The following is a 16,308-nucleotide window of genomic DNA, read 5'->3' on the forward strand; positions in this document are numbered from 1 at the left end:
CTTTTGAAAACTATCACCCCAAGGTATAAACTACCTAATTATTTGAAAATATAAAAAACATGACTTTATTTATTAAAAATATGGTATTGTGTATATTGGCTAACTATCTCTTCTGGACATAAAGAAATTTAGACGCTAAAGCCACCGCAGTCAAGTGTTTTAACTGGCACTAACTATAACCACACTATACACGGTAGTCTTGGTTGTCAAAACTGGATTAAGATATTCAATCCTGACTGAATGTTGCTACTTCAGTAAGGTCTGCTTAATAGTAATATGTGGCAACTGGTAATCAGGGAAACTCCAGACAACAACAAAAATATTTGGGAATTGTCAAATGGGTATATATTGTAATACGCTGATTTTATTGCCAGATCGGGATGAGTTTGGCTTTAAAACATAGGATAGCGTTAAGTTTTATTTCAGTTGAGCCGAAACAAGCTCTGTGAGTAGCTACCGTGTATCGGGAAAAAGGGAATTGAGAAAATACTTAGCTTCACAATATAAAAAAGAAACTGCCAGGGCAAAAATCATGTCTTGGCGGAGGTAAGTTGTCTAAATACCGCATAAATACATAAGAAATACGCAACGATTTTAACACGGGTCAACTTAAGAAAGTAAAACCGAAGTTAAAATTTTTTTTCCCTAAATTTCGGTGCTTATATGCCTATATATTATTTCTCCATCGCGGAATTTATAAATTTTTTTCCGTAAGTAGTGGCAAAATTGGTAACTCAATACTTCAGGAACAGGGTATGAATAATCAACCGATGAATCAAGACCAGAAAATCACAGCAAATATCAACTCAAGAGATACCTATCAGGGGCAAAAATGGTTAGTAGAAGAACGAGATGCCTGTGGTGTCGGTTTCATTGCTCATCGTCAGAATCATACCAGCCACGAAATTTTAGAAAAAGCCTTGGCTGCTTTAACCTGTTTAGAACACCGGGGAGGTTGTAGCGCCGATCGAGACTCTGGTGATGGTGCTGGAGTCTTGACAGCTATCCCTTGGGATTTGTTCCAACAATATTTTGCCCAAAGGTGGGAGGAATTTCCATCCATCAATAATATAGCTGTGGGGATGATATTCCTCCCACAAGACCAGGAAGCAGCACAAAAAGCCAGGGTAGCAGTTGAGCAAGTAGCTACCGAAGAAAAATTGGTTGTACTGGGTTGGCGAGTCGTGCCAGTGCAATCTGATTTGCTGGGAGTACAAGCAAAAGAAAATCAACCCCAGATTGAACAAGTTTTGTTAGCTTCTGTTGACAAAAGTGGTGATGATTTAGAGCGACAGTTGTATATTACCCGCCGCCGAATTAGTAAAGTTGCAACCAATATCTCAGAAGAATTTTATATCTGCTCTTTGTCAAATCGCACAATAGTTTACAAAGGTATGGTGCGTTCCGCCGTATTAGGAGAATTTTATCAAGATTTAAAAAATCCAGCTTACAAAAGCGCCTTTGCTGTGTATCACCGCCGCTTTAGTACCAACACGATGCCCAAGTGGCAACTAGCCCAACCAATGCGGCTTTTGGGTCACAACGGCGAAATCAATACCTTATTGGGTAACATCAACTGGATGATGGCCCGAGAAGCTAGTTTAAATCATCCTGTATGGGGCGATCGCATCAAAGAACTCAAGCCATTAGTTCATATTGATAATAGTGACTCAGCCACCCTAGACAACGTACTGGAATTACTGGTGAGTTCTGGACGCAGCCCCTTGGAAGCTTTAATGATTATGGTTCCAGAGGCTTACCAAAATCAGCCTTCTTTGGGTGAATTTCCAGAAATTACCGATTTCTACGAGTATTACAGTGGTTTGCAAGAAGCGTGGGATGGGCCAGCCCTTTTAGTATTCAGCGATGGCAAAAAAGTTGGTGCAACACTAGATCGTAATGGCTTAAGACCGGCTCGTTATGTAATTACCAAAGATGACTACATTGTTGTAGCTTCCGAAGCTGGTGTGGTGGAATTTCCAGAAGCCGATATTGTCGAGAAAGGTAGACTCGGCCCTGGGCAAATGATTGCCGTGGATTTAGTCAACCATGAAGTACTAAAGAATTGGGAGATTAAGCAGCGCATCGCCAAGCAGCACCCTTATGGAGAATGGCTGCAACAGTACCGTCAAGAACTCAAAGAAATTGTCAGTGTTAATTCGTCAGATGGTAATGGAAATGGACATCTGGTTGCTGAAAATGGTAACGGCCATATTACAACTGACAAAATTGACAAGCAAATCTTACTTCAACTGCAAACTGCCTTTGGCTACACCACAGAAGATGTAGAAATGGTGATTCATGAAATGGCTAAGGCAGGTTCAGAGCCGACTTTCTGTATGGGGGATGATATTCCTTTAGCGGTGCTGTCAACAAAACCCCACCTGCTTTATGACTATTTCAAACAGCGCTTTGCTCAGGTGACAAACCCGGCGATTGATCCCTTGCGGGAAAAGCTAGTGATGTCTTTGAAAGTTGAACTGGGTGAACGCGGTAACTTATTAGAACCCAAGCCAGAATATGCTCGGAGATTAAAACTTGAATCGCCAGTATTAACAGATGCTGAATTAGAAGCGATTAAGCTGTCGGGATTTGCCACGGCTGAGTTGTCAACTCTATTTGCGATCACTACTGGCCCTGAAGGATTGAAAGCCGCAGTCCAATCTTTACAAATACAAGCAGCTGAATCAGTCCGGGCGGGTGCAAAGATTTTAATTTTAAGCGATAGAGGAAATGACGGTATCAGACCATCAAATACATACATTCCTCCCCTATTAGCAGTGGGTGCTGTACATCATCACCTAATTCGTGAAGGGTTGCGAATGAAAACATCCCTGATTGTCAATACTGCCCAATGCTGGAGTACTCATCACTTTGCTTGTCTGATTGGCTACGGGGCTGGCGCAGTTTGCCCGTATATGGCTTTAGATACGGTGCGTGATTGGTGCGTTGATCCCAAAACCCAAAGGTTAATGGAGGTGAAAAAACTTCCTACTCTTACCGCAGAACAAGCTTTAGGAAACTATCGCAAAGCGGTAGAGTCAGGTTTGCTCAAAATTCTCTCTAAAATGGGAATTTCTCTGCTTTCTAGCTATCAAGCAGCCCAAATCTTTGAAGCTATTGGCATCGGTGGAGATTTAATCGAACTAGGATTTCGTGGTACGACTTCTCGCATTGGTGGTTTGAGTATTGGCGAACTTGCTGATGAAGTGCTTTCCTTCCACGTCAAGGCTTTCCCCGAACTGACGACCAATAAGTTAGAAAACCTGGGCTTTGTGCAATACCGTCCTAACGGCGAGTACCACATGAATAGCCCCGAAATGGTTAAGGCGCTGCATAAGGCTCTAGATGGCAAAAACTACGACCACTACGAAGTTTACAAAAAGCACCTCCAAGGTAGACCAATAACAGCATTGCGAGACTTGCTAGATTTCCAAAGCGAACGTACCCCAATTTCTCTAGAAGAAGTAGAGTCGGTAGCTGAAATTGTCAAGCGCTTCTGCACCGGCGGCATGTCTTTAGGCGCTTTATCAAGAGAAGCCCATGAAACTTTAGCGATCGCCATGAATCGCATCGGCGGTAAATCTAACTCTGGGGAAGGCGGCGAAGACCCAGTGCGCTATAAAGTTTTAGATGATGTAGATGAGTCTGGTCACTCGCCAACCCTACCCCATCTAAAAGGATTGCGGAATGGGGATAAAGCCTATAGTGCCATTAAACAAGTTGCATCAGGACGCTTTGGTGTCACGCCAGCGTACCTAGTGAACGCCAAACAAATTGAAATCAAAATTGCCCAAGGTGCTAAACCTGGGGAAGGTGGACAACTCCCAGGGCCAAAGGTGAGCCAATATATTGCGATGCTAAGGCGCTCGAAGCCAGGTGTAACGCTGATTTCACCACCACCACATCACGATATCTATTCAATTGAAGACCTAGCGCAACTGATTTTTGATTTGCACCAAATTAATCCCAAAGCAAAGGTGTCGGTGAAGCTAGTTTCAGAAGTTGGCATTGGCACGATCGCGGCTGGTGTGGCTAAGGCAAACGCTGATATTATCCAAATTTCTGGACATGATGGTGGTACAGGTGCATCGCCACTAAGTTCAATTAAACACGCTGGTTCGCCGTGGGAATTGGGTTTAAGTGAAGTGCATCGCGTCTTAATGGAAAATAGTTTGCGCGATCGCGTGATTTTACGTGTAGATGGCGGACTCAAGAGTGGCTGGGACGTGGTAATAGGTGCATTGATGGGTGCTGAAGAATTCGGTTTCGGTTCCATCGCCATGATTGCTGAAGGCTGTATTATGGCGCGAGTTTGCCACAAGAATACCTGCCCTGTAGGTGTTGCTACTCAGCAAGAAGAACTCCGCAAACGGTTTACCGGAATACCGGAAAAGGTTGTTAACTTCTTCTACTTTATCGCCGAAGAAGTGCGGAGTTTGTTAGCACGACTTGGCTACCGTTCTTTGTCAGAAATCATTGGACGTGCAGATTTGTTGAAACTGCGGGAAGAGGCAAAACTTACCAAAACGCGATCGCTAAACCTAGACTGCTTACTTAATCTGCCAGATACCAGAGACAATCGTAGCTGGTTAGTGCATGAAGAAGTCCATAGCAACGGCGTGGTTTTGGATGATAAGTTCCTTGCCGATCCTGATATTCAGACTGCCATTAGGGATCAGTCTACCGTCACCAAGAGTTACCCCATTGTCAATACTGACAGAACAGTGGGTACAAGATTAGCAGGAGCGATCGCTTCTCAATACGGTGACAGTGACTTTGAAGGGCAAATTAATCTCAACTTCACAGGTAGCGTAGGGCAAAGCTTTGGCGCGTTCAACCTCCCCGGCATAATTCTGACTCTGGAAGGAGAGGCAAACGACTACGTAGGTAAAGGGATGCATGGTGGTGAAATCATCATCAAACCTCCATCTGATGCTACCTATAACCCATCACAAAATGTCATAGTTGGCAATACCTGCCTCTATGGTGCGACTGGTGGCGTTTTATTTGCCAACGGTTTAGCTGGAGAGCGCTTTGCTGTAAGAAACTCCAAAGGGATAGCAGTCATTGAAGGCGCTGGGGATCACTGCTGCGAATACATGACTGGTGGTGCGATCGTCGTCCTCGGCAAAGTAGGACGCAACGTTGCTGCTGGAATGACTGGTGGACTGGCATACTTCTTAGATGAAGATGACTCATTTCGTGATTTAGTTAACCCGGAAATTGTCACAATTCAACGGGTAATTTCGGAAGTAGGTGCAAAACAACTGCAAGAGTTAATCCAAACTCATGCAGAACGCACTGGTTCACCAAAGGCGAAGAAAATTCTGCAAAACTGGCAAGAATTTTTACCGAAATTCTGGCAATTAGTTCCACCTTCTGAAGCTGATAGTCCAGAAGCTAATCCTGAAAAAACAACTGAGTTCAGTTTAGTGACTAGCCATTAGAATCGGAGTGAAAAGGACGTAGGCACAATTCATGAATTGTGCCTACCAAGGATTTACCGCAACGCATAATTAGTTTCTGGAAATATCTATTGCTTTAAGTTAGAGATAGAAAAGGCTACATTTATACTTGAGGACTTTATGAAACCCGGCGAAATACCTTTCTCATGATAAATATAGCTACACTTGCACCTATTGCCCCTAACATACCCAGAATTAGTAATCTCAAATCGATTTGAGGAAAATTAATAATTACTTTAAGTATTGCATAATGAAAATCAATAATTAATTTAAGTATTTCGTTTGGATTTTTAAATGAATCTTGATTAAGAATAATAAACCCTATTAATAGACCTTCATACCCTCCAATAGCACCAATTAATAGTCTAAATATTTCAATGAAAAAATTGGTTTTACTTGTGATAAGTAGAGTCGCTATTCCAGCAAATGCTCCTCCAAAAAAAGGTAGCCCAAATATTATTGCGAGAAGTATTAATGACTCTCGACTGCTTGGTGGTTTAGGAAAAGGCGATCCAAAAAATATTGTGGGAATTGTTGATAATGTTAGCTCGCCTGGTTCCCACATAACCTCAATTATTCACGATAATGAATTTTAGTTTTTAGCCAATTAGTATTAACCAATTAACCATAATTAATAATTATTGCTTTTTCTTAGCAAGCAGCTTTTTATCTGCATCTTCCATTTCTAAAAGTTCTGGAATAGTCACAAAGCGATAGCCTTGTTTTCTAAAATTGCTAATAATTTCTGGCAAAGCTTGTACAGTTCTAGAACGGTTCCCACCACCATCATGCATAAGCACAATACCACCAGGTTTGGAATCTTTAATTACGTTATCGATCAACTTTGGTACAGGTGGTAATTTGTAGTCTGTGGAGTCAGCCGACCACATGATCACAGCATACTTCTGTCCTTTCGCATAAGCAGATAATCCATTGTGCAGCATACCACCTGGTGGTCGGAAAAGATTTGTTTTAGCACCTGTAACTTGATAAATTAGGTCAGTTGTGCGGTCAATTTCATAAGCTGCTGCTTGTTGATTAAAGAAGTGATACCAGTGATGCCAAGTATGGTTAGCAATAACGTGACCTTCAGTTACAATTTTCTTTCCTATTTCTGGAAAATTTTTTAGGTTCTGCCCGACAACAAAAAACGTTCCTTTGATATTATTTGATTTTAGAATATCTAGTACTTGCTCTGTAGTGTCAGGCCAAGGGCCATCATCAAAAGTTAGAGCAATCACTTTTTGACCCTGAGTGAGTTTTGCCTCTTCAATTATAGCCCCTTGGAAACGTGACGGTAAAGCGTAGGCTAAACCCTTTGTTTGTGCTTCTTGCTGCCAAGTTGTAAGCATCGCTGCCTTTAATTTCTCAATGCGCTGCTGAGTTCCTACATTTGCAGCTACATCTTTGATATCTATATTTTGTCTACTCTGAGCCTCTGAAGCGTTTGGTCTTAGAAGCATCATGAAAGCAAGGCTAAAAACACCACCTAAGGCAAGTAGTGCAATTAATATTCCTTCTGGCCACAGAAACGACTTATTGTTTTCCACCTGATAGCTCCTTCAAAGATCGAACTATAAACCACGGTTATGACGGTACGTTACAGCACATTTTTTTAGGTATATATTAAGATACCACTTACTTTTTAGTAATTCTGAAAACTGGAATTGCAACTAACTAAATTTACAATCGAGAATACAGACTACACAGTTTTAACTGAAATCTAGATACCCTATATTTAGATAAGCACTTATACAATAGTTAGTACTGTTTAATGAGAACCCATTCAGAAAAGGCAATGTCTGTACTTTTAGATCATTATCTCTAGTTCTAAGAAGAAGCATAATTAGATAATTAACCACATCCCAAAATCCTCTTAATAGAAGTTTTGAATTAGTTACTATCTTTCACTTAACAGCTAAGGCAGCATTATACTTTCAAGTTTTATAGCTTTACAAATAAGATGAACTAAACTGTCTTACCTACTAATTTACAATTTTTACAGGCTGAAGTTTTAATCGTCAGACTGTCTGACAGTAAAGTTGTATAATTTACAACTTAGTTCATTCTTTGATTAAAATACAAAACTACTGACAAGGAGAGTATCTTCCAAAAAATAGTTTAGTAAACTATTAGTTAATTAAGATATATTCTACTGCCTGTTGTTATTTCTTCTTTTTTAAGAAAAAGTTAAATTTTCAACTTACAGAATGTTGCCTTGTACTTTCTATGAAATAGAGAGACGAAAATTGATTAAATATAGTTTCTCATTGCCAAGGGGCATTTATTCATTAATCTATACACTTTTGACTCATTCAGCAAAAATAATTTTATCGGCAGTTTAACTCTATTTTTGATGCTGATACTTAAGCCTAAATTGCTAGTAGCTTTTTTTTTAATTTTCTGCTAGCTCGCAAAATAGGTTCATATATTATTCATAGTACACTTTAATATATACTGTCACCGTGTAATTACCGAAAATAATCCCATGTATATAGGCAAGTTAAAATTGGAGTAGTATGCCATCTATTGAATCATTGAATTATAAAATTAAAATGTAATGTTTTTTACTACTATCACCTATTGCTATGGCTTTCTGTATTTTAAAAAACATTTACATAGGGGTTAATTTTATGTAATATCACTTAATATTTTTTTAACCTAAGTTTTCAGCAAGACTGCTAGTTGCCTTTTTTTGCTAAAGTGAAGCAGATGCAGCAGTTTATAAGCAAGTGAGGTATAAAATATACAGACATAAAGTTCCTATCTTCTACCGACGCTCGCAGACTCGCTCTAAGCGTACTCTTGCGGAGAAGCAAGCTAGGCGTAGCGTCTCTAAGAGTTACTATGCCGCAGGCTTTACGCTGCGCTATCTTGCCTCAGAACCTGTAACTTCGTACTTCATGTAAAATACAACCACTATATTGTCAGATATGCAGTAAAATTCATTACCACTCAATAACCAATTTTCTTTTTGCTCAAAGAAAAAAGCGAGTGGCTGTATCACTCTACCAATAGGTAACTAGATTTTTTAACAGGAGGAAGCAAAACTGAAAATTATCTAATAACTTGCCTTATAATTGCAACAATTAGAATTAAGATTTTTAATTATCTATCTAGGAATCCCAATCCTTAGTTTATATTGCCTTAGACAGATCGCAGCTTATTTCCAGTATTTTGCTTATCTTTGGTAGATGCGGTAACTGCATTATTTAATATTTGTATAGGTTTATGTAGAACCCAATTTGCTTATCAATATACCTTTTGAGTCAAAATAATCAAGGTATTTGTCCCACTTCTGAAACTGGCTAAAAACTTTTATGATTCCTCGCGAAAGTGATGCAAAAGAAGATACTGCGTCGTTGAAAGTATTGCGTAGTTGGCAAGAAAATCTGATTTTAGTTGCGATCGCATTATTTTTAGCACTCTTGATCAGGACTTTTATCGCTGAACCCCGCTATATCCCTTCTGATTCGATGTTGCCAACCTTACATACTGGCGATCGCTTGGTAGTTGAAAAAGTATCCTACCATTTTCACCCTCCCATAACTGGGGATATTATTGTTTTTCAGCCACCCACAGAACTACAACGTCGGGGATATCCCAAAGACCAAGCTTTTATCAAGCGGGTTATTGGTCAGCCTGGTGAGGTAATTAGTGTTGATTCTGGCAAAGTCTATCTCAACGGTCAACCCTTGGCAGAAGACTACATCGCTGAACCCCCAAATCAGCCATATCAACCAGTGAAAGTCCCAGAAGACGAATTTTTTGTTATGGGAGATAACCGCAACGATAGTAATGACTCTCGCTATTGGGGCTTTTTACCCCAAAAAAATGTTATCGGTCGGGCAACATTTCGTTTTTGGCCTATCGATCGCATTGGATTTCTTTAAATAGTTAAGAGTCATTCAATTTTGGATTTGAGATTTTTCCTTCAAGTGACGTACCCACACTCATCGGAGTACCGATTGAGTTTGGGCTTCTCAGAGACTCTTCATTGAAGACATTTTCTGAGCTTTTAGATCGTGCGCCCCACGATTCTTTATGTTTAGAGAGGCATTTAGATCGCGACAAATAGAAGTCTTGCAAGCAGGACAGTTATGTATCCTTTGGGATAAGGGTTTTTTGACCTTAGTGCCACAATTAGAGCATTCTTGACTAGTACCATTTGGGTTTACAGCAATGACTTTCAGTCCAGCATTTTCGGCTTTGACTGTTAGTATCGAAATAAATTGACCCCATCCGGCATCATTTACACTTTTCGCTAATCTTGATTTAGCCAGTCCTTTGATATTTAATTTTTCTACTGCAACAACGTCATACTTTTTGAGTAGGTCATTAGCAGCTTTGAAATGAAAGTCTTTACGAGTATCAGCAACTTTTTTATGTTGCTTGCCTAATTTAACAATAGCTTTTTTGCGTCTGCTACTTCCCGGATTTCGACGAGAAACTTTGCGCTGTGCTGATTTTAATCTACGTTCAGATTTACGTAAAAACTTAGGGGCGGCAATCTTGGTATTGTCTGAAGCAACATAAAAATCAATTAAGCCAACGTCAATCCCTACTATATTGTCAGGGTTAAAGTCAGCCTTAATTGTCGGTACAGTTTTATCATCTAAGCTTAAGTTGACGTAATACCCATCGGCTTTTTTAGTAACTGAGACAGTTTTAATATCAAACCCATCTGGTATTTGACGATGAACAATTACAATGATAGTTCCAATCTTTGACAGTGTTATTTTATCTTTTTGAAAATGCTCCTTTTTGAATTGGGGATAGGTAAAAGTCTTATATTGACCTTTGCCTTTGAATCTAGGTTTACCCGATTTCTTGCGATTGATATCACCCTTTAACCATTTATCAAAGGCTAGCTCTACTTTTTTAGGTACTTCTTGCAACACTTGAGATTAAAAATTGAAAATCTAAAATTGGCAGAGTTAGTAGTTATTTTAAAACTTTTAACTTAAAATCTTAAAAAATACATCAGTTGAGCGATCGCATCACCACTTAACTCTAACCGTCGTTGAAAATCAGCTAGGTTACGGTAAGGCCCTACTGATTGCCGATTTTGAACTACTGCTTCTGCTAAAGACAAATCTATAAATGGAATTTGGGCTAACTTTTCGACTGTTGCTGTATTCGGATTGACTAGATGGGTCGGATTGTCTAGAGATTCGCGATCGTAGTAAATAAAATTTAGCAGAGGCTTTAATGGTTCCAGGCGCGGCACTGGTATAGCCAAAGCCGCAGAAATATCTTCAATACAGTAAAATTTTACACCAGAATGAGAAAGTTCTACAAGCGATCGCGCTTGGTGAATTGACAAACCTGGTAAGCGTAACCAATCATCCACAGTCGCTTGATTAGCATCAATGCGAATACCTAATTTTGCCGCTATCTGAATTTCTTCCCCAGATTGAAGGCGATAGTAAGGATCGTTGAGGAGCTTGGCGCGGAGTTTTTGCAGTCTGGGATTCAAAGGTAGCCAGTTATTCATCTTATCGCTTACCTCAAGAAATCTGGTCTAGCAATTGGCGGCGCTTTTGCTCAAACTCATACTCTGAAATCAGTCCATCCTGGCGCAAAGCATCTAATTCTCGCATTGCGTCAGCCATCGCTCCTACCTGATTACTTACCTTTTGTGAGTTTCTTGTCGCTGACTTGCCGAGATTAAAATTACGATCAAAAGCTTCTTCGTCTTGGGCTAAATACCAAACTCCCTCAATAGCACTAGCTACCTTGGGGATAGGTGTCCAAGAAAGCAGCACATACAAAATACCCCACAACGGTTGTCCTAGATAGAATTTATGCAATCCTGAAATTGTCAGCGTGCCAGAAAAAGCTAAAACAGCAGCAACACTTCGACTTTTGCGCTTAGTCAACATATTTATAATAAATCTACCAATAACACAGTTCCTACAATCAGATAGTCAACTACCTTGTCTTGCCCTTCAGACTTTTGGATGGGAAGTTCCCCGCACAATTTAGTATTTGAAGAAATTTGAGTAAGTTTCACATGACTGTGCATTGAGCTTTGATGCTAATTTTAAGTTTTTAACAGCTTTATTACTACTATGTCACAGACCTTACTACCGCCGGGATGGGTTGAAAAGCTTTGCGATCCTTACGCTGTGCTAGGAATCTCTGTGATTGCTGACGATCGCCAGATTTTCAAACGCTATCACACTTTAGCGAAACTCCTACATCCCGATCGCCATGCCAAAAACTGCAATCCAGACCAAAAATTAGCAACGGCAATATTTAGCCATTTAATCAATCCAGCTTATGAACAACTGAAACACCGACAGAAGCGCTTGATTGCGATCGCTATGCTGCGATCGGATACAAGAGTTTTGGAGCAGAAGTCTTTGTCTTCTCAAAGTGCCATCGCTCATGAAATTACGGAAATGTCTACGCCTGAAGCAGAATTGTTTTACGAAGAAGCGATCGCCTGTTATGCAGAAGCTCAATACAAATCACTAGATCAGTTCTATCAGGTGACGCAACAAATTAGTATACTGAATCTAGTTTATTTACGGTTGCATAAACCACACCTTTTCCTACCACAAAAAGCTGTTCCCACCATCCCGAAAATAGAAGTCAACTCAGTTGAATTTACATTAACTGAAGTTAAACCAGTTTTGACAAACTACGCTCAACGTCATTACCAGCGAGCTATTGAGTACGTCAGGGTGGACAAATGGCCCCTAGCTGTGCAAGAACTGCGCGATGCCATTAAGTTAGAGCCAAATAACAGCGACTATTATGCCTTATTAGGTTTAGTACATCTCAAACAGAAATTTATCGGGATGGCTAGGGTTTATATCTGTCAAGCATTAAAACTTAACCCGCAAAATTCACTAGCCTTGAAACACGCTTCCGAACTGAAAATTAAACTGGGCGAAAACACCAATCCTAAATCAATGGCTAAAGCTATGAGTATTGCGGCTTTATTAAGTCGGTTTACAAAGGGTAAAGGTTCTCAAGTCAAGTGTTGAAATTTGGGTAACAAACCGTACTAAAACCGAAGCTTCGTCACTAGATTACTCACCTAGACTAAAATAATAAATAGAAGTAAAACTATTAAGCTACTGAGTCTGGGCGCTCAGTTTAATATAAGCAATATGGGATTCTTCGATTCTGAGATAATTCAGCAAGAAGCAAAACAGCTATTTGACGATTATCAAGCCCTAATCAAGCTTGGTAACAACTACGGCAAATTTGACCGCGATGGCAAAAAGCTGTTTATTGAGCAAATGGAAGCCATGATGGATCGGTATCGCATCTTTATGAAGCGTTTCGAGCTATCAGAAGATTTCATGGCACAAATGACTGTAGAACAACTGAAAACGCAATTAGGTCAATTCGGTGTCACACCGCAACAAATGTTTGACCAAATGAACCTCACTTTAGAACGGATGAAAGCCGAGCTAGAAAAACAGGCTTAGTCAATTTTAGATTTTGGATTGGCAATTAATCCAAAATCCAAATTGCTTTGCAAGTGTACCTTCGGTGCGACCCCAAATCTCAAATTACTGTGATTTAGGCCGAGAAAACTGTGAAGGTGACTTGAAGTTTTCTACTGGTGTGTTCTTGAGTGCCTTCTCCATAAAATCTTTCCAAATGGGAGCTACCATACCTCCACCTGTTGCATGGTCAGCTAATTGTCTGTTGTCGTCTCTCCCTACCCAAACAGCAGTTGTTAGCTGTGGTACAGTGCCAACAAACCAAATATCTTTTTCTGATGATGTTGTTCCCGTTTTCCCTGCGGCTGGGCGACCGATTGCAGCACCTTTACCCGTACCTTCAGAAATTACTGTTCGCATTACATCGATAATTGCTGCCGATGCCCAAGGATCGAGAACTAGCTGAGGCTTGGGAGTATTATCTAGCAATACGTTACCACTACTATCAGTGACACGAGCAATTACAGTTGGTGGTGACTGCCAACCATAATTAGCAAAAGTCGCATAAGCACTAGCCATTTCCAGAGGTGTAACACCAATTGCACCAAGAGGCAAGGAAGTAACAGGTTCCATCGGACTCATAATACCCAAGGTACGACAAGTTTCGATCACTCTATTCATCCCCACAGCCTTACCAATCTTGATCACGGGAATGTTGCGTGACTGAGATAAAGCTGTGCGAATTGGCATCGATCCCCTAAAACTGTTATCGTAATTTCTGGGTGAGTACCAACCGTTACCATCTCGATAGCTAACTGGAGAATCTTCCACCGTTGAGTCTGCCGTATACTTACCAGTGGCAAAAGCAGTATAATATACAAACGGTTTAAAAGAAGATCCGGGCTGGCGTTGAGCTTGAGTTGCCCGATTGAATTCACTGGTCTTAGGATCTATGCCGCCCACCAGTGCTTTGATAAAATGTGTGCGCGGATCAATTGACACCAAGGCCATTTGGTTTTTAGATAATCCCTGATCTAAAAGTGCTTTATGCCACTTAGTGACGGTTTCCTCTGCCATTATTTGGAACTTGGCATCAACTGTCGTTTGCACGCGCATCCCACCTTTGAGTAGTGTGTCACGCCCAAACTTTTTAGCCAATTCCTGCGCTACAGTGTTGGTTACATAGGGTAGGGCACTACCTTGAAAGGATTTGATTTTACCAAGTTTGATTTCCTGCTTCAGGGCATTGTCATACTCAGACTGGTCGATCCAGTTTAATTCCAGCATCCGCCCCAGCACTTCTTTTTGTTTCTGTTTTGCCAGCTTCATGCTCACAAAGGGGCTGAATTCTTCTGGTGCTTGGATCAAACCCGCCATCATTGCTGACTCGCCCAAGGTTAAATATTCTGATGACTTATTAAAGTAACTGCGGGCTGCCGTTTGTACACCATAATTATTATGACCCCAGTAAACTTGATTGAGGTACATTTCTAAAATTTGGTCTTTGGTAAGAATTTGCTCTAACCTGATTGCTAGCACTGCTTCCGCTAACTTGCGGGTAAAGGCGCGTTTTTGAGATAAAAACAGGTTTTTTACCAATTGCATAGTAACAGTAGAGCCACCCTCTTTGACTCCACCTGCTACCGCGTTAACTACTATAGCCCGGCCAACACCAGTGGGGTTAATACCGTGGTGATCGTAGAAGTGGTTATCTTCACTTGCTAATACAGCCCGTTTTAAGTTCGGGGAAATTCTATCTAGGGGTACGACTTCCCGATTGGCTTCCCCGTGGATACTCGTTAAAAGTTTACCCTTAACGTCATAGATGTAAGTTGTTTCTGAGGGAAAGAAGTTACGTAGCTGTCTTACATCTGGCAAATTACGGAAACTAATGGCTAAACCAACCAGTCCTCCGGCTACAATGGAACTTGCCAACATGGTAATTGAGAGCAGAGTGCCGCCAGTTACCTGACCAACTCCTTTCAAAAAATCAAAACCTGATGAAGGCCGACGTTGTGGCTGTTTATCTTCAAAAGTCCTAGAAGACGACACGGCGATTTCACTTCCTCTCTTATAAATTTAACTGTAATTGATTGGACGAAGCAAGGCGGTTATTTTTTTGCAATTATAGTAGTTTGGCAGATGAGAAAGTGGATAAATTGCCAGTGAATATAACCAACTTAACTTCTAGCGTGCAAAACATAGCTAACAGTGGATTTTCTAGTATGACGCAAGATTTTGCTTGGCTGCGTCGTGGTGTTGTAGAAGTTTTTCCACAACCAGTTGATGTTAACAGTGAAAGTCTAGAAAAGCTTTTGCTAACTACAAACCAACCTTTGAGGATCAAACTTGGGATTGACCCTACTGGTACTGATATTCATCTCGGTCATAGCATACCAGTACGGAAACTGCGAGCGTTTCAAGATGCAGGCCATATAGCAGTTTTAATTATTGGCGATTTTACAGCACGCATTGGCGATCCGACTGGGAAATCTGAGGTGCGCCGTCAGCTTACAGAAGCAGATGTAGCCCAAAATGCCCAAACTTATCTCGATCAAGTACGTCCTATCTTGGATTTTGACACACCAGGAAGGTTAGAGGTGCGTTATAACTCCGAATGGCTCTCTGGGCTTAACTTAGAGAAAATTTTGGAGTTACTCTCGACGATGACGGTGGGGCAGATGCTGGCTAAGGAAGGATTTGCCGATCGCTATAAGAAAGAGAATCCGATTTTTATCCATGAGTTCCTATACCCGTTAATGCAAGGTTTCGATTCGGTTGCTGTTGAAGCAGATGTGGAATTGGGAGGGACAGATCAGAAATTTAACATCGCTGTGGGCAGAGATTTGCAGCGCCATTTTGGTCAAAAGCCCCAGTTTGGGATGCTACTGCCAATTTTGATTGGTACCGATGGGGTGCAAAAAATGTCCAAGTCTTTAGGTAATTATATTGGGCTGTCAGAACATCCGGGGCAAAAATATCAAAAGTTACAAGGGGTTCCAGATAATCTGCTGGAACAATATTTTGAACTGCTGACAGATTTACTTTTGGATAATCTGCCAGAAAATCCCCGCGATCGCCAAACACTCCTAGCTTATGAAGTTGTCAAGCAGTACCACGGCGAAACCGCAGCCCAAGAGGCAAAAGAAGCAGCCCAAAGTGGTGGAAAAGAAGGTGCAGTTCCCGAATTCTCTCTAGCTGAAGTATCACAGTTTCCCGCTAAGTTAGCATATATTCTCAATGTCACTGGCTTATGCAAAAGCACAGGGGAAGGTAAGCGGAAAATTCAAGAAGGTGGAGTGCGCTTAGATGGCGATCGCATTACCGATGTTGATACTACTTTTGCCGATTCTGCCCAGTTACAAGGTAAGGTTTTACAAGTTGGGAAAAATAAGTTTGTGCGTTTAGTGCCTTAAATTGGGAATGGGGAATAG

Annotated in this window: 11 protein-coding genes; 5 read left to right on the plus strand and 6 right to left on the minus strand. The window is 40.8% G+C overall.

Going from position 1 to position 16,308, the window contains the following annotated elements; genetic code table 11:
• The first annotated feature begins 755 nt into the window (after positions 1-755).
• On the plus strand, positions 756-5,450 hold the full coding sequence (gene gltB, locus V7K55_RS04715) for a glutamate synthase large subunit (RefSeq protein ID WP_334828709.1): 4,695 nt from the start codon (positions 756-758) through the stop codon (positions 5,448-5,450).
• Positions 5,451-5,586: 136 nt separating this feature from the next.
• Here the strand turns inward: gltB and V7K55_RS04720 are convergent, their stop codons facing one another.
• Positions 5,587-6,033: a hypothetical protein gene (locus tag V7K55_RS04720; RefSeq protein ID WP_334828711.1), complete on the minus strand. Its 447-nt coding sequence runs from the start codon at positions 6,031-6,033 to the stop codon at positions 5,587-5,589.
• A 73-nt stretch (positions 6,034-6,106) separates the two neighbouring features.
• Positions 6,107-7,018, minus strand: coding sequence for a polysaccharide deacetylase family protein (locus V7K55_RS04725; protein ID WP_334828713.1), 912 nt, complete (start codon positions 7,016-7,018; stop codon positions 6,107-6,109).
• Between the two features lie 1,770 nt (positions 7,019-8,788).
• Here V7K55_RS04725 and lepB point away from each other — a divergent pair.
• Positions 8,789-9,361, plus strand: coding sequence for a signal peptidase I (gene lepB, locus V7K55_RS04730; protein WP_334828715.1), 573 nt, complete (start codon positions 8,789-8,791; stop codon positions 9,359-9,361).
• A gap of 90 nt (positions 9,362-9,451) precedes the next feature.
• Here lepB and V7K55_RS04735 read toward each other — a convergent pair whose 3' ends face one another.
• The 3 genes from V7K55_RS04735 to V7K55_RS04745 all read right to left on the minus strand — a co-directional run bounded on the left by V7K55_RS04735 (position 9,452) and on the right by V7K55_RS04745 (position 11,353).
• Entirely contained in the window at positions 9,452-10,369 is a 918-nt protein-coding gene (locus V7K55_RS04735; protein ID WP_442949062.1) for an RNA-guided endonuclease InsQ/TnpB family protein, read from the minus strand.
• A gap of 62 nt (positions 10,370-10,431) precedes the next feature.
• Positions 10,432-10,965 (minus strand): ComEA family DNA-binding protein, encoded by a 534-nt coding sequence (locus V7K55_RS04740; protein ID WP_334828717.1) that lies wholly within the window; start codon positions 10,963-10,965, stop codon positions 10,432-10,434.
• A 13-nt stretch (positions 10,966-10,978) separates the two neighbouring features.
• Complete coding sequence (locus V7K55_RS04745) at positions 10,979-11,353, minus strand: NINE protein (protein ID WP_334828719.1); 375 nt, start codon at positions 11,351-11,353, stop codon at positions 10,979-10,981.
• 189 nt (positions 11,354-11,542) lie between these two features.
• Between V7K55_RS04745 and V7K55_RS04750 the strand changes: the two genes are divergently transcribed.
• Positions 11,543-12,466, plus strand: a complete 924-nt coding sequence (locus tag V7K55_RS04750) for a J domain-containing protein (RefSeq protein ID WP_334828721.1) — start codon at positions 11,543-11,545, stop codon at positions 12,464-12,466.
• Positions 12,467-12,592: 126 nt separating this feature from the next.
• Positions 12,593-12,916, plus strand: a complete 324-nt coding sequence (locus V7K55_RS04755) for a DUF1825 family protein (protein ID WP_334828723.1) — start codon at positions 12,593-12,595, stop codon at positions 12,914-12,916.
• 84 nt (positions 12,917-13,000) lie between these two features.
• Here the strand turns inward: V7K55_RS04755 and V7K55_RS04760 are convergent, their stop codons facing one another.
• Positions 13,001-14,926, minus strand: coding sequence for a transglycosylase domain-containing protein (locus V7K55_RS04760; protein WP_334828725.1), 1,926 nt, complete (start codon positions 14,924-14,926; stop codon positions 13,001-13,003).
• 173 nt (positions 14,927-15,099) lie between these two features.
• Between V7K55_RS04760 and tyrS the strand changes: the two genes are divergently transcribed.
• Positions 15,100-16,290 (plus strand): tyrosine--tRNA ligase, encoded by a 1,191-nt coding sequence (tyrS, locus tag V7K55_RS04765; protein ID WP_334828786.1) that lies wholly within the window; start codon positions 15,100-15,102, stop codon positions 16,288-16,290.
• Positions 16,291-16,308: the final 18 nt, after the last annotated feature.

It is taken from the genome of Nostoc sp. (genome assembly GCF_036919895.1).
In the GTDB taxonomy this organism is placed as follows: Bacteria; Cyanobacteriota; Cyanobacteriia; order Cyanobacteriales; family Nostocaceae; genus Nostoc.

Excerpts from the sequence above, each read along its gene's own strand:
- V7K55_RS04755 (WP_334828723.1), top strand. The coding sequence starts at position 12,593 with ATGGGATTCTTCGATTCTGAGATAATTCAGCAAGAAGCAAAACAGCTA.
- gltB (WP_334828709.1), top strand. The coding sequence starts at position 756 with ATGAATAATCAACCGATGAATCAAGACCAGAAAATCACAGCAAATATC.
- V7K55_RS04740 (WP_334828717.1), bottom strand. The coding sequence starts at position 10,965 with ATGAATAACTGGCTACCTTTGAATCCCAGACTGCAAAAACTCCGCGCC.
- V7K55_RS04750 (WP_334828721.1), top strand. The coding sequence starts at position 11,543 with ATGTCACAGACCTTACTACCGCCGGGATGGGTTGAAAAGCTTTGCGAT.
- V7K55_RS04745 (WP_334828719.1), bottom strand. The coding sequence starts at position 11,353 with ATGTTGACTAAGCGCAAAAGTCGAAGTGTTGCTGCTGTTTTAGCTTTT.
- tyrS (WP_334828786.1), top strand. The coding sequence starts at position 15,100 with ATGACGCAAGATTTTGCTTGGCTGCGTCGTGGTGTTGTAGAAGTTTTT.
- lepB (WP_334828715.1), top strand. The coding sequence starts at position 8,789 with ATGATTCCTCGCGAAAGTGATGCAAAAGAAGATACTGCGTCGTTGAAA.
- V7K55_RS04720 (WP_334828711.1), bottom strand. The coding sequence starts at position 6,033 with ATGTGGGAACCAGGCGAGCTAACATTATCAACAATTCCCACAATATTT.